General features: G+C 39.9%; 16 protein-coding genes. All 16 read right to left on the bottom strand.

All coding sequences use genetic code 11. The features are described from left to right. Positions 1 to 134: 134 nt before the first annotated feature. The 16 genes from atpE to prfA all read right to left on the bottom strand — a co-directional run bounded on the left by atpE (position 135) and on the right by prfA (position 13,657). Positions 135 to 359, bottom strand: a complete 225-nt coding sequence (atpE, locus tag MKX73_RS10010) for a F0F1 ATP synthase subunit C (RefSeq protein WP_008404451.1) — start codon at positions 357 to 359, stop codon at positions 135 to 137. A 78-nt stretch (positions 360 to 437) separates the two neighbouring features. Next, complete coding sequence (atpB, locus tag MKX73_RS10005; protein WP_340717298.1) at positions 438 to 1,163, bottom strand: F0F1 ATP synthase subunit A; 726 nt, start codon at positions 1,161 to 1,163, stop codon at positions 438 to 440. A gap of 30 nt (positions 1,164 to 1,193) precedes the next feature. Continuing rightward, on the bottom strand, positions 1,194 to 1,565 hold the full coding sequence (locus tag MKX73_RS10000; RefSeq protein WP_251689854.1) for an ATP synthase subunit I: 372 nt from the start codon (positions 1,563 to 1,565) through the stop codon (positions 1,194 to 1,196). A gap of 613 nt (positions 1,566 to 2,178) precedes the next feature. Then, entirely contained in the window at positions 2,179 to 3,333 is a 1,155-nt protein-coding gene (gene wecB, locus MKX73_RS09995; protein ID WP_340717297.1) for a non-hydrolyzing UDP-N-acetylglucosamine 2-epimerase, read from the bottom strand. Between the two features lie 109 nt (positions 3,334 to 3,442). Continuing rightward, entirely contained in the window at positions 3,443 to 4,072 is a 630-nt protein-coding gene (gene upp, locus MKX73_RS09990; protein ID WP_079524644.1) for a uracil phosphoribosyltransferase, read from the bottom strand. A 224-nt stretch (positions 4,073 to 4,296) separates the two neighbouring features. Next, complete coding sequence (glyA, locus tag MKX73_RS09985) at positions 4,297 to 5,541, bottom strand: serine hydroxymethyltransferase (RefSeq protein ID WP_339175137.1); 1,245 nt, start codon at positions 5,539 to 5,541, stop codon at positions 4,297 to 4,299. A gap of 66 nt (positions 5,542 to 5,607) precedes the next feature. Beyond that, positions 5,608 to 6,162 (bottom strand): TIGR01440 family protein, encoded by a 555-nt coding sequence (locus MKX73_RS09980; RefSeq protein WP_340717296.1) that lies wholly within the window; start codon positions 6,160 to 6,162, stop codon positions 5,608 to 5,610. A 14-nt stretch (positions 6,163 to 6,176) separates the two neighbouring features. Continuing rightward, complete coding sequence (gene rpiB / locus MKX73_RS09975) at positions 6,177 to 6,617, bottom strand: ribose 5-phosphate isomerase B (RefSeq protein ID WP_339175134.1); 441 nt, start codon at positions 6,615 to 6,617, stop codon at positions 6,177 to 6,179. A 280-nt stretch (positions 6,618 to 6,897) separates the two neighbouring features. Further along, entirely contained in the window at positions 6,898 to 7,257 is a 360-nt protein-coding gene (locus MKX73_RS09970) for a c-type cytochrome (RefSeq protein WP_340718881.1), read from the bottom strand. A 380-nt stretch (positions 7,258 to 7,637) separates the two neighbouring features. Further along, positions 7,638 to 8,930, bottom strand: a complete 1,293-nt coding sequence (locus tag MKX73_RS09965) for a methyl-accepting chemotaxis protein (protein ID WP_340717295.1) — start codon at positions 8,928 to 8,930, stop codon at positions 7,638 to 7,640. Between the two features lies 1 nt (position 8,931). Beyond that, positions 8,932 to 9,387 carry a low molecular weight protein arginine phosphatase gene (locus MKX73_RS09960; RefSeq protein WP_340717294.1) on the bottom strand — a complete coding sequence of 152 codons (456 nt, stop codon included), beginning with the start codon at positions 9,385 to 9,387 and terminating at the stop codon, positions 8,932 to 8,934. A gap of 13 nt (positions 9,388 to 9,400) precedes the next feature. Further along, positions 9,401 to 9,898: a manganese efflux pump gene (locus MKX73_RS09955; RefSeq protein ID WP_340717293.1), complete on the bottom strand. Its 498-nt coding sequence runs from the start codon at positions 9,896 to 9,898 to the stop codon at positions 9,401 to 9,403. Positions 9,899 to 10,009: 111 nt separating this feature from the next. Continuing rightward, complete coding sequence (locus MKX73_RS09950; RefSeq protein ID WP_340717292.1) at positions 10,010 to 11,041, bottom strand: L-threonylcarbamoyladenylate synthase; 1,032 nt, start codon at positions 11,039 to 11,041, stop codon at positions 10,010 to 10,012. 49 nt (positions 11,042 to 11,090) lie between these two features. Beyond that, on the bottom strand, positions 11,091 to 11,687 hold the full coding sequence (locus MKX73_RS09945) for a stage II sporulation protein R (protein ID WP_340717291.1): 597 nt from the start codon (positions 11,685 to 11,687) through the stop codon (positions 11,091 to 11,093). A gap of 43 nt (positions 11,688 to 11,730) precedes the next feature. Beyond that, positions 11,731 to 12,594: a peptide chain release factor N(5)-glutamine methyltransferase gene (prmC, locus tag MKX73_RS09940; protein ID WP_340717290.1), complete on the bottom strand. Its 864-nt coding sequence runs from the start codon at positions 12,592 to 12,594 to the stop codon at positions 11,731 to 11,733. Further along, entirely contained in the window at positions 12,581 to 13,657 is a 1,077-nt protein-coding gene (prfA, locus tag MKX73_RS09935; RefSeq protein ID WP_340717289.1) for a peptide chain release factor 1, read from the bottom strand. The genes prmC and prfA overlap by 14 nt, the downstream gene beginning before the upstream one ends. Between the last annotated feature and the right edge of the window lie 298 nt (positions 13,658 to 13,955).

Below are 13,955 nucleotides of genomic sequence, written 5' to 3'. Positions count from 1 at the left end.
CTTTTTGTTCGTATTTAATATTAAATAAAAAAGGGTATAGCTTCTTTACACAAAACTAATGGCGAAGGGTTTCAAATGAAGTCTACTTCGCCACTGGATTTAAGAATCTTAATGATTTAATAATCTAATTCAGACTATTGGTTCATTACGATGAATGCGATTACTACTGCGATGATCGGTAATGCTTCTACTAACGCTACCCCGATGAACATTGTAGTTTGAAGTGCGCCACGTGCTTCTGGTTGACGAGCGATACCTTCTACTGTTTTTGAAACGATTAAACCGTTACCAATACCTGCACCTAGTGCTGCTAAACCGATTGCGATTGCTGCTGCTAATAAACCTACTGAACCTACCATTTGATAATATCCTCCTTGGATGTTGTAATTTTTTTTTGGTTCAAATTACCGCACTACATTGAATGCGGAAACTTATAATTAATGGTCTGTACTCACTTTGTGAGCCATGTATACCATCGTTAACATAGTGAAAATGAAAGCTTGGATAAACCCGATGAAAATCGAGAATCCCATCCACGCCATCATTGGTACGATTGCACCGAAGAAACCAAACGCACTTGAAACTGCTAAACCAGTTAGTAACGTTAGTAAAATCTCACCGGCGTAAATGTTACCGTAAAGACGTAGACCAAGAGTTAACGTATTTGCAAACTCTTCAATAACTTTTAGCGGGAACATAAATGACATTGGTTGGAAGAATGTTTTAGCATAACCGCCAGTACCTTGCATTTTCACGCCGTAATACTGTGTTAATACTAGAACCATCGACGCTAATGTCATTGTTACGACTGGATCGGCTGTTGGTGATTTCCACCATAAGTCACTGCCGTACAAAATACCACCCATTGGTAATCCAAGTAAGTTGGACACTGCAATGAACATGATTAATGTAATCCCCAGGATGTGGAAGCGTCCACCAGTTTTCCAGTCCATGTTACTCTTAATAATATTTTTCACGAAATCCATAATCCATTCCATGAAGTTCTGCATACCCGTCGGTTTTAACGCAAGTGTACGTGTTGAAACAAACGCGATTAAAAATACGATGACTGCAGCTACTAAGAGAGTTAGTACTGTAGATAAGTTGAAAGTAAGCGTCATAAAGCCTAAATCCAAATGTAGCTCTGGAGCTGTATGATCCATTTTTGCATTCACCTCTCTTTCAAATGCACCTTAGTGGCTTTTTATATGATGTACTACTCTTTCTACTACTAAAAAGATGTACGGAATCATCAGCCCAATGACCGTGCTTATTAAGTGAAAATATTGTGGCAACGATATTGCGATTGCGACTGCGGCAACACCTGATCCAAAGCGAAGCGCTGTACCGATAGATGCTACTTTTGTCCCTTCACTAATGGAACGGTCAAATTTTTCCATACGTCGAAGTAAAATCCAAAAATTATACGTACCAAAGAACGCACCTAGGGCTATACCAGCAAATATCGAATCATATGGCGAAAATCCCCAGCCTAACGTACAAACAGCAAGCAAAAAAAAGAACGCTTTCTTCTGCATTGCAAAAACGTGATGCAAATTTAGCATTGGCAGTTAATCTCCTGAAACTTTTTTCGAGTAAAGAAAGTGTTCATCGACCATTAAATGAATTTAAAACGTAGTAAATGCACTACAAAATCAGAGGCCGTTACAAGTAGTAAATAATTTCCACCTCAGGAAAATTCCATAGTGAACATTCATTTCATACTTCTAAGTGTCTCTTAATCTTAACGGACTTCATCCAGGCGCATAGAACGTTGCAAATTGACGAGTTTCGTTTCAACTGTCAATCTAGTAGAAACTTGATATAACAAGCGTTTCAACGTCTTTTGACTAGGCGAAACTCTTATCATTCTTACCCTTTGTAAGCATACAATAGGGGGTTTTTGATGTCAATTAGTAATGGTGAAAAACTTCACATAGATACTTTCCTTGTCAAATTGTTGACAAATTTGTGTATAGTTATGCATAAATATTTTTTGCATTTTTTCACTAACGCTAAAATTCGCTATTTCATGCGTTTTTTCCATGTCGTTTCATTTTTCATATCCAAGAAAAAATTTTTTAGCAATAATAACGAATTTATCACTTGACAACAGGAGACAAATGCTATCTCCTGTTGTATATTTCATTTTTAAGTAAATTTCAGTAATATTTTGGATTATCGTGTCTCTGCTTTTTCAACACTTTCATCTACTAATTGCTTTTGAGCAAATTGCAGTAGTGCTTCTACAATACGCTCTGAAGCAAATCCATCTCCATACGGATTCGATGCATGTGCCATCGCTTCATAGGCCTTATCATTGACTAATAATTCTTTCGCCATTTTGTATATAACTTCTTCATCTGTTCCCGCAAGCTTCAGCGTACCTGCCGCAATCCCTTCAGGACGCTCTGTTGTATCACGTAAAACAAGTACCGGCTTCCCTAGTGATGGCGCTTCTTCCTGAACACCGCCAGAATCCGTTAAAATCATGTAAGAACGGGCGGCGAAATTATGGAAGTCAAATACTTCCAACGGTTCGATCAAATGAACACGAGGGTTGTCCCCTAAAATTTCATTGGCTACTTCTCGAACTGCAGGATTCATATGCACTGGGTAAACAACCTGCACATCTTCATGCTCGTTCAACAGACGCATAATAGCACGGAACATATTGCGCATAGGTTCACCCAGGTTTTCACGACGGTGTGCCGTTAGTAAAATCATGCGGTCTGAACCGATTTTTTCAATAACCGGATGTGTATAATTGTCACTTACCGTTGTTTTTAATGCATCGATAGCCGTGTTGCCTGTTACGAAAATTGCTTCTGCCGGTTTGTTTTCCTTTAACAGATTTGCACGGGATTGTTCCGTTGGCGCAAAATGCAGATCTGCCATTACACCAGTTAACTGACGGTTCATCTCTTCAGGATATGGTGAATATTTTTGACCTGTACGAAGTCCTGCTTCTACATGCCCAATTGCAATCTGATTGTAGAAAGCCGCCAGACTGCCTACAAAAGTTGTTGCTGTATCACCGTGTACCAATACAATATCAGGTTTTGCTTCTTTCATTACTCGATCAAGTCCTAATAGTGCATTCGTCGCTACATCCACTAATGTTTGACGGTCTTTCATTATATTTAAATCATAATCCGGTGTAATTTCAAAAGTTTCCAATACCTGGTCAAGCATTTGACGATGCTGGGCCGTTACAGTAACAATCGATTCAATTTGTTCCGGATGTTTTTCCAGTTCCAGCACAAGAGGGGCCATTTTAATTGCTTCCGGACGTGTTCCAAAAATCGTCATAACTTTAAACTTCTTTGTCATTATTCTTCTCCTTGTCTAAACTATAATTAATTTTTTCTGCAAGTATTTATTATACTAGCCGTATTAATATAAAACGCCCGCAACTGCTTACGGACGTCTCGTTTATTTATTATTTTGTTCCGAACAAACGATCCCCGGCATCACCCAAGCCTGGTACGATATAGCCATGATCATTTAATTTTTCATCTAGAGATGCGATGTAAATATCTACGTCTGAGTGATTTTTTTGAATTTCTTCCACACCTTCTGGAGCTGCGATCAGACACATAAACTTAATGCTTTTTGCGCCGCGCTTTTTCAGTGAATTAATCGCTTCTACAGCTGAACCACCTGTTGCTAACATCGGGTCAACAATGATGAAGTCACGCTCTTCAACATCTGCTGGAAGTTTTGCATAATATTCTACCGGCTTTAATGTTTCCGGATCACGGTAAAGACCAATATGCCCTACTTTTGCAGCAGGAATTAATTTTAATACGCCATCTACCATACCGATACCCGCACGTAAAATTGGGACAATCGCCATTTTCTTCCCTGACAATACTTTTGCCTTCGCCTTCGTAACAGGTGTATCCACTTCAATTTCTTCAAGCGGTAAGTCACGGGTAATTTCAAAAGCCATTAATGTTGCTACTTCATCAACTAACTCCCTGAATTCTTTTGTTCCTGTTTCTTTATCTCGAATATAAGTTAACTTATGTTGGATTAATGGGTGGTCAAATACGTATACTTTACTCACGTTGACATCTCCTAACTGTTGTTTATCTAAAACAGTATAACAGAAAATAAAGTTAACGAAAACTATGATCGGAATGTTTTAAAAATCGCCCTTTTTATATAACAATAAAAGAACAAATATTTTCTGCTTTAGGATTCGCTTAGAGTTGCCTATCTATTCGTTATTTCTTCTAATTAATAAAGCCCTCTATCTACATTTTTGTAAATAGAGAGCCTTAACCTCAATTATGCGTATAAAGGATATTTTGCTGTAAGAGCTTCAACACGTTTACGTGCTTCTTCTTTTACTGCTGCGTCTTCATGGTTTTTAAGAACTGAAGCGATAATTTTACCTACTTCGATTACATCTTCTTCTTTGAAACCGCGAGAAGTTACAGCCGCTGTACCAACACGGATACCTGAAGTCACGAATGGTGATTCTGTATCGAATGGAATTGTGTTTTTGTTTGTTGTAATTGCCACTTCATCCAATACATGCTCAGCTACTTTACCTGTTAATCCTAAAGATTTCACATTTAATAGAAGTAAGTGGTTGTCCGTACCGCCTGATACGATTTCAACACCTTCATCCATTAAAGATTTTGCAAGTGCAGCTGCATTTGCTTTAATTTGTTTAGCGTAGTCTTTAAATTCCGGTTGTAATGCTTCACCGAATGATACTGCTTTTGCAGCGATGACATGCATTAACGGACCGCCTTGAATACCCGGGAATACTGATTTATTTAATTCTTTTTCCCATTTTTCATCATTAGTTAAAATCATACCGCCACGAGGGCCACGTAAAGTTTTATGTGTTGTTGTCGTTACGAAATCTGCATACGGCACTGGATTTTGGTGCTCGCCTGCTGCTACTAGGCCGGCAATATGCGCCATATCAACCATGAAATATGCGCCAACTTCATCCGCGATTTCACGGAACTTTGCAAAGTCGATCGCACGAGGATAAGCTGATGCCCCAGCAACGATTAATTTTGGCTTCGATTCCAATGCTTTTTGGCGAACATCTTCATAATCTATTAAGTTTGTATCTTCAGTTACACCGTATTCAACGAAATTATAAAGAATACCTGAGAAGTTTACCGGTGAACCATGTGTTAAGTGACCACCGTGCGATAAGTTCATACCAAGTACTGTATCACCCGGTTTTAAAATTGTATGGTAAACGGCCATGTTCGCTTGTGCACCCGAGTGTGGCTGTACGTTAACATATGCTGCACCGAATAATTCTTTTGCACGGTCACGCGCGATGTTTTCCACTACATCTACATGTTCACAACCGCCATAATAGCGTTTGCCCGGGTAACCTTCTGCATATTTATTTGTTAAATATGAACCTTGTGCTTCCATGACAGCTTCCGATACGAAGTTTTCTGATGCGATTAATTCGATGTTTGTGTTTTGACGTTTTTTCTCCAATAAGATTGCGTCTAAAATTGCCTTGTCTTGTCCTGCTAATTTTTCAAATGCCATTTTCAAATCCCCCTAAATGTACTTCCGAATCGCTCGGAGTTTCCAAGTTAAATTATTTATGTAACGTTAAGGTGTTACGGTATATTGCGCACGCTCTCCGCCGATAAGCTTCGGACGTGTTGTCGCTAACGTAATTACTGCATTGCCTAAATGCTTAACAGACGTTCGTAAAGGTACAGCAACTGCTTTTAAATGCATGCCGATTAATGTTTGACCGATATCGATCCCGTAATGTGCCTGGATGTTTTCCACAACTACAGGTTCATCCATTTGTGTAAAGGCGTATGCAGACATGGAGCCACCTGCTGTACGGACAGGAATGACCGAAACAGGTTCTAAATGGTACATTTTAGCGGCTGAAGCCTCAAGTGTTAAAGCTCGGTTAATATGCTCGCAGCCTTGGAAAACTAAGTGAATTTTATGTCTTTGCGCGAATATTGAAAATTCTTTGTATAGAACTTGCGCAACATCGAGTGCACCAGCTGTTCCAATCTTCTCACCCATCACTTCCGATGTGGAACAGCCGACGACAAACAGCTCGCCTTCAGAAAACTTCACTTGTTGCTCAAATTCGGATAATGCTTGCGCTAAATCTTTTTGCAAATCGTGTAAGTTTGTCATTGAATCACCAACTGTTACCCTTCTTCGATTTCAGTAATTTTTTCAACACGGCGAATATGACGGCCGCCTTCAAACTGTGTATCCAGCCAAGTCGCAACAATCTCGCGTGCCAGCCCTGGACCGATTACGCGTTCACCCATTGCCAAAATGTTTGAGTCATTGTGGCAGCGTGTTGCTTTTGCCGAGAACACGTCATGTACAAGTGCACAACGAATCCCTTTAAATTTGTTTGCAGCAATCGAAATCCCAATGCCTGTTCCGCAAATTAAAATTCCTCTGTCAAATTCCCCTGCAGCTACCCTTTCAGCTACTGGACGTGCATAGTCCGGGTAATCTACTGACTCGTCCGTTTGTGGACCAAAGTCTTCATAACTGATTGACATTTCATCAAGTAGTGACATAATCTCTTTACGTAAATTATTCCCGCCGTGATCTGAAGAAATTGCAATTTTCATGAAGATCCCTCCTGCCTCGATTTTGTATACTTATTATATTCACCATCAGTGTACCATTTATTCCGGAAGAATAACACGTCTTTTCCGAATATCTTTCAAAATACATGGATAAAGACGAATATTAAGCAAAGAATTATGCGTAATCGTTAACTTTTTGGGTATATTCCCTTAAATTTATATTATTAATTATATTAATGTTCGCTTTACGTGAGATTGTTAAGTTGAAAAGGCTTTTTCCAATAAAAAAAGACCGCTCAAATTAGGAGCAGGTCTATAACTGTTATTGTAAAGATAAAATATATTCAGCTACCGCTTCTTCTTCACCATCTGCTGTACCAGCCGGCATTGCACCTTTACCATTGACTAGTACATCTACAATTTCCTCTTTCGATAAAGAGGTGTTCGTTAAGTCCGGTCCCATTGCTCCCGTTAAATCACCACCGTGACAGCCTACACAGCTGGCATTTGCCACTTTTTCACCTGCCGAGACATCTGTCGTTTCAGCTGAGTCCGATCCTCCCGTTGATTCAGTGGATTCGGCTGGTGTTGAGTCTACTGAATCTGTCGTATCCGCATCCTCTGCGTCCCCACATCCAGCCAGACCTGCTACGACTACTCCCATCAGTAACCAGTACTTCATTTTGTTCAATATAAATCCCCCCAGGACTAATTATTGTAAACAATAGTGTACCATACCCAGGCTTTTTGTTTTTGAAACGGGTTGGTGGTTTGAAAGTTTGGAGGGTTTATTAGAAGATTTACTTTGGATATTAGAAGATCGGCAATGTTTATTTGAACATTTGCAACCTTTATTAGAAAAACCGAGAAGGATTTTAGAACAACCGGCCAATATATTAGAAGTTCAGCATTTTATTAGAACTTTCCAGCCGTTATTAGACAATCTCCTCTTCTTATTAGAAAACTTCAACGAAATGCGCTCCTGCTCCACCTCAACAAAAAAATACCCAACCGATAAACATGTCCGTTTATCCATCAGGTATTTTATAACTGTATTCCAATCTACTGTGTGCGGTCGAATTGTTGAATCATTCGATAAAGCTCTGCAGACTGCTGTTTTAAATTGCTTGCCAGTTCTTCTACTTGCTTGATTGCTTCAGCCTGTTCCAGTGAAGCGGATGTGACTTCCTGAGCGCTTGCGGAAGTTTGCTCTGCAATTGCCGCCACTTCCTGTGATTGATGTGACGTATGTTCGATATTTTTCATTTGCTGTGCGACCAATTCTGAAATTTGGACAACATCATCAGCCATTTCATAAACAGATTTCGTCATACCTTCAACCGCAGTTGTTGTTTCAGAAACACGTGATGATTCATTTACCGCAAATGATACTTGTTCGTTCATCTGTTTTACTACAACCGAAACATTTTGCTGCATCGTGTGGATCAATGTTGTAATTCCCTGCACAGCGCTTGCACTTTCATCTGCCAAACCACGGACTTCCTCTGCAACAACCGCAAAGCCTTTCCCATGCTCGCCTGCTCGTGCAGCCTCAATCGACGCGTTTAAAGCGAGTAGATTTGTTTGCCCTGCGATATCGCCTACTAAACTTATAATCCGTTCAATCTGCTCGGCATTTTTTTCCAGCTCGCGAATATTCACTAGTGAATTTTCATTATCTATTGCGATTTTTTTAATACTGTTCACTACACCATGGATCGAATCCGTTGTAGACGTTAAGTTTGTTAAAAGGTGTTTTGAGCGACTTGCTGTATGTAATGCTTTATTGTTCACTTCCGCTGCTAATGCACGAACTTCTTCAATGGCTTCAACTGTTTCCTGGATGGCAACGGCCGAAGATTCAGCCCCTAATGAGATTTGGCTAATATTACTTGTAATTTGCTCTGCATTGTTCGTAACAGAAATACTTTCTTCAGACAGTTTCAAAATCGTCTCATCGGTTGACTTGTAATTGTCTTCAATACCGTTAACCATCCGGCGTAAATTCATCACCATCGTTTGGAATGCTTCTGCTACCGAGCGGATTTCATCATTTGTTTTCGGCATGTCGACATCTTGTCCGATTTTACCTTCCGCTACATCGTTTGCACTGCGCTCCAATTGCTGTAACGGGCGAACAATGACTAAACCGAATACAGCCGCCAATGCACAAGACCAAAAGATTCCTAATAAATAGGTAATAATCTGAAATACGCTTGTACTTGTCGTTTCGAAAAACATTGGGTGTAAATATTCGATAAATACAAAACTGCAAGTGTAGGTAATCAGCGCTAATATCCCGACGAACAAGACGAGCTTTCGGCGCAAACTAAAAATCTTTTTCTGAGAGTTCATATTAAATTTTATCCTCCAATTTCAATTTAGTTTCCAGCTTGTTGATAGCTTCGTTCAATTGTTCGTAGGTTTGTTCATACACTTGCAGGTTTCCGCCGAATGGATCTTGAATATCAAGCCCTGTTTCCATCGCTACATATTCATTTAACGTAAACGTTTTATGTGCTGCTTCTTCCACTAAACGGAGAACCATTTCTTTATGAGCGGTCGTCATCGTTAAAATCAGATCCGCCCACTGTGCATCTTCTACCGTAAATTGGGATGAACAGTGCGATTGCGTAATATTTTTTCTGTGTAAAATCTCCTTTGCGTTCAGGGACATGTCACTGCCTTCGTGTGCATAAATTCCTGCTGAACGCACAGTAATATTCTCATAGTTTTTTGCTTGTAAAATTGCTGCTGCCATAGGACTTCTACATGTATTGCCTGTACAAATAAAATAAATATTAATGTTCATCACACCCTCTAATTCACCATTTTAGTAACATCATACTCATAATAATCAGGAGGATTCCTGCTACTTTTTTTAATGCGTTATTTTTAAAGATCGGCGACTTTTGCGCTATTACCAATGCAGCATATGACAATATAAATGTCGACAGGCCTGCACTAATGATAAAAACATATTTTTGTAAATTTAGCATACCAAAAGATAGGCTAACTGAAAAGGTGTCAATGCTGGCGAAAATCGCAATTATCGGCAGAGACATTGCCGGAAAACTTTCATCTTTCTTGGAGAGCAGTAATTGCAGTCCAACAAAAAACAGTAACAGTGTCGAAAGGCCTGACGCCCAGTTTGCTAAATAGACGGCCAGCCATTCCCCGAAGCGATAACCGAGTAATGGAAAAAGCATATGTAAAAATGCCGTCCATAAAGCTAATAACCATTTTGCCTTAACATTTGTAGCAATTAAATACAGTGCAACGACATCGAACGACATTAATATTCCGGCGACTACTTCTTGCATCTGTTCCCCTCTTCCACTAAGCACTGTTGTAATTTATGCTTTTTGACAGGGAATTATCCTTTTGTTATACACAAAAACCACATCCCGATGTTACAAGATGTGGTTTATTTTTTAAAGTAAATACCATTTACCGCCTGCAGCCTTTTCCAGACGGTTCATAATCGCTGTGCCAACCCCTGTTTTTGATGTTGCCGTCGCTAAAATAATCGTAGCATCCGTTTTATCGCATGCACGCAATGCATCATATAGCGAAGCACTCATTTGTTCGAGATCATGGGCATTACCGAATGAAAAATAATAATCGGCCTTTATTTCTTTAAAGCTTTCCGGTGCCAATAAAGCAACTTTATGTTCCGGTTTTAATTCGGCAATGGCCGTTTCAATCGCTTCCTTATTTGCTTCTATTAAATAGACGGGCGCTTCCGGTGCATAATGAGTATATTTCATACCAGGCGCTTTCGGTGTCGATTCGATTTTCTGCTGTTCCAGACTTGGTTCAACGACTGGTCCGATTACCGCTTCGAGCATTTCTTTCGTCACACCGCCCGGACGTAAAATAACAGGTGTATCCAGCGTGACATCCAAAACAGTCGATTCAAGCCCAATCCCCGTCATTCCTCCATCCAAAATACAAGGAATAATGTTTTGCAGATCTTCGAATACATGGTCGGCTTTCGTCGGGCTAGGTTTGCCGCTGCGATTCGCACTTGGCGCGGCTAACGGTTTTTTTAATGTTTGAAGAAGTTCCAATGCTACCGGATGATCGGGCATACGCATTCCAACCGTATCCAATCCTGCCGTAACACTTGGTGCCAAAACATTCGGCTTCGCATGCATGACAAGCGTTAATGGGCCTGGCCAAAAAGCATCCATACATTTTTGGGCAACTTCCGAAATATTTGTTGTATACAGCGATACTTCTTCCGCCGTTCCAATATGAACAATCAATGGATTATCTGAAGGCCGTCCTTTTGCAGCAAATATTTTCTTTACTGCCTGCTCATTTGTCGCAACAGCACCTAAGCCATAGACGGTTTCTGTCGGAAAAGCGACTATTTCGCCGTTATTTAATAAATCCACAGCCTGTGTATAATTTTCTGAATTATCCACAAATTCATCCACATTTAATTGGAAAGTGTGCATTACTTTTTCCTCCTTTCTCTAGATGTTTTGTTTAACTATCCCCAAGGTGTTAGTAACTTAGTGCGTTTTGTATATCTTTCTCTGCCTTTTGTGGATTATTTTTTTGTTTATATTTGTTCCACCATTCTGCAATATAAAATGGCGGACGATCTTTTTCCATTGGCTCATTATTTGTACAAAGCGTTGGGAATACTGCACAGAACCAGTTTTCGCCACGACCTTGTCCAATAATGAAGTTCACTGAATAATATTCTTTTTGCGGATAAAACTGACCCGATACCCATTTCGGAGGAATTAAGTTATCCCCAAACTTATAGGTAATTTTTAATTGTGGGTAAGTTTTCTGAATTTCCTGATACATGTTTTCCACACTGTGGATATCTTCTGAAAATTCAGGTGTATTTTGCAAATAGGTCTGAATTGTTTCCACAACCTCATACTTGATAAGCTGGTCGGCATTTGTCGAACTGTTGGCAATGACGCGGAATTTCAGCTGATCACTGCTCTCTCCTTGATCAATGCGAACTTCATCTACAAAAGTAGGTATAAACATAGCAGCACAATATAAAAATAGAACACTTATTAGTAATTTAGCAATCGCTAAAAATAGATTGGATTCATTTTGAATATCGTAATCATGTAACATAAACATTCCCCCTTGCAAACATTGTTTACAAGGAATCTATTTTTTATTCACTAATCTCACAAAAAACAATACGATCTTTTTTGTTTATATCCTGCACGACTGATACATGGGCATTCGGAAAGCTTTTTTTGAAAAAATTTGCTACGGCTTCTCCTTGTGTATAACCGATTTCCAGCCCAATTAATGCCGGCTTTTTCATAAGAGCCGGTAAATTTTCTGCTAGTTTACGATAAAGCAAGAGTCCGTCTTCATCGGCAAACAATGCCTGATGAGGTTCGTGTGCTACGACCACATCGGACATTTCCTTCATTTCCTCATATGCGATATAAGGCGGATTGGAAAGTACAATATCCCATTTTTCATTTGCAATCGGTTCTGTTAAATCGCCGAGCTTAAATGTAATTTCCGCTTGCAGCTGCTCAGCGTTCTTTTGTGCTGTTGCAAGTGCAGCTGGTGAAAGATCCGTTGCTGTTACATCAAGCTGTGGACTTTCCTTTTTCATTGTAATGGCAATGGCACCACTGCCAGTCCCGATATCAGCAAACTTCAGATTTTGCCTATCACCGAATAATTTGCCGATCCGCTCAAGCGTTCCAACAATCAGTTCTTCCGTTTCCGGACGAGGAATCAGTACCGAATCATCCACTACAAATGAACGTCCATAAAATTCTTCTACACCCGTTATATATTGTACAGGGCGCCCTTGCACATGCTCCTGAATAAAAGCATCAAACTGCTGTTGCTGCTCTTCCGGTAAAATATCATGCATCTTCATCATTAATCCTGAATAGCTTGTCTGTAAAATATGCTGCAATAAAATCCGTGCGGCATTTCCTTCGCGACCGTTTTCCTCTAAAAAAGAAGAAGCCCCATTCAGGGCCTCAAAAATGGTTTTATGCATCTTCATTTAAATTTGATAAGCGTGTTGCCTGCTCATCTAAAATAAGTGCATCGATGATTTCATCCAGCTTACCTTCAACGATTTGGTCAAGTTTTTGAATCGTTAAACCAATTCGGTGATCTGTTACACGGTTTTGTGGATAGTTGTAAGTACGGATACGTTCAGAACGGTCGCCTGTTCCTACTGCTGTCTTACGTGTTGCATCGATTTCAGCCTGTGCTTCCTGACGGTGTTTATCCGCTACACGCGCCACTAAAATTTTCATCGCTTTTTCACGGTTCTTAATTTGTGAACGTTCATCTTGCATCGAAACGACAACACCTGTCGGTAAGTGGGTCATACGAACAGCAGACATCGTTGTATTTACTGACTGACCACCCGCACCAGATGAAGCGAATGTATCAACACGAATATCTTTTTCATGAATTTCCACATCTTCTACATGTACTTCCGGTAAACATGCTACCGTTGCAGTTGATGTATGGATACGGCCTTGAGATTCTGTCGCAGGTACACGTTGAACACGATGTGCCCCGTTTTCATATTTGAATTTTGAATATGCACCTTGACCGTTAATCATGAAGATTACTTCTTTAAAACCGCCTGCAGGGTTTGGTGTTGCTTCCATTACATCTACTTTCCAGCCTTGTGTTTCCGCATAGCGTGTATACATACGGAATAGGTCACCAGCAAAAATGTTGGCCTCATCACCGCCAGCAGCTCCGCGGATCTCCATAATTACGTTTTTCGAATCGTTCGGGTCTTTAGGAATTAATAAAATACGCAGACGGTCTTCTAATTCCGGAACTTGTTTATTTAAGTCGTTAAACTCTTCCTTCATCATTTCCAGCATATCTGCATCTTTTTCAATTTCCATTAATTCACGTGTATCTGCCAGTTGCTCTTTTACCGATTTGTATTCACGGTATACATCTACCATTTCCTGAATATCTGATTGCTCTTTCGAATATTCGCGAAGCTTATTGGAATCGCTGACGATATCCGGGTCGCTTAGTAATTCATTTAATCTTTCGTAACGGTCTTCAACCGCCTGTAAACGATCAAACATCTATATTTCACCTCTATTAATTATTTTTACTTCTTTCTAACCTTATCAAGTGTTGATTTCCATTTTGGGTCGGACGCTTTCCAGGGGCCCGGCTCGAGCCTGTAGTCTCTCACTCGGGCTTTCCCCCAGAAGTCGCCTCCCCTCCATTCCAATCAACTTGCTTTTTTATATTGAATGTTTACATATTTATAAACCACGTTAAAATGCACCTTTACTAGTATAAAGAAATTTTACGGTTGTTGCTACAACTATGTTGAACTTTCTTCATATCATTTACACATTGGCATTCATATATTTA

Source organism: Solibacillus sp. FSL W7-1436 (assembly GCF_038007305.1).
Classification (GTDB): domain Bacteria; phylum Bacillota; class Bacilli; order Bacillales_A; family Planococcaceae; genus Solibacillus.
Note: the sequence above shows the minus strand (reverse complement) of the source record. Positions and strands in the feature narration are given on the sequence as shown.